This window comes from Paeniglutamicibacter sp. ORCA_105, from assembly GCF_045798545.1.
GTDB lineage: Bacteria > Actinomycetota > Actinomycetes > Actinomycetales > Micrococcaceae > Paeniglutamicibacter > Paeniglutamicibacter sulfureus.
Genome location: NZ_JBIXLM010000089.1, coordinates 1 through 700, shown reverse-complemented (window position 1 = coordinate 700; position 700 = coordinate 1). Strand labels below are relative to the sequence as shown.

Here is a 700-nt window from a genome sequence, read left to right as displayed (position 1 = left end):
CTTTCGCTTCTTCCCTACTGAAAGAGGTTTACAACCCGAAGGCCGTCATCCCTCACGCGGCGTCGCTGCATCAGGCTTTCGCCCATTGTGCAATATTCCCCACTGCTGCCTCCCGTAGGAGTCTGGGCCGTGTCTCAGTCCCAGTGTGGCCGGTCACCCTCTCAGGCCGGCTACCCGTCGTCGCCTTGGTGAGCCATTACCTCACCAACAAGCTGATAGGCCGCGAGTCCATCCCTGACCAAAAAATCTTTCCACCAAGAACCATGCGGTCCACGGTGCATATCCGGTATTAGACCCAGTTTCCCAGGCTTATCCCAGAGTCAAGGGCAGGTTACTCACGTGTTACTCACCCGTTCGCCACTAATCATTCTGTGCAAGCACAAAAGTCATCGTTCGACTTGCATGTGTTAAGCACGCCGCCAGCGTTCATCCTGAGCCAGGATCAAACTCTCCGTAAAAAAATACAGACACAACCAACACGCCGACTGGAAAAAATCGACCGGGTTGCACCAAGCAAAACATCCTGGCAAATTGCCCCAGGCATCCACACGGGGGTGCGGACCCTGAAACCATTCACCAATAAAATAAATAAATTGGTATCAACAAACTTGGCACACTATTGAGTTCTCAAACAACAGACACTTCCAACACCCACGACCCGGACTAACGTTTCCTGCCGGCGCTTCGCTCTGGAGCAACT

At 53.0% G+C, this 700-nt stretch carries 1 rRNA gene; it reads right to left on the bottom strand.

Going from position 1 to position 700, the window contains the following annotated elements:
• A 16S ribosomal RNA gene (locus ACIPUB_RS20085) occupies positions 1-458 on the bottom strand; the annotation flags it as partial.
• Positions 459-700 lie beyond the last annotated feature (242 nt).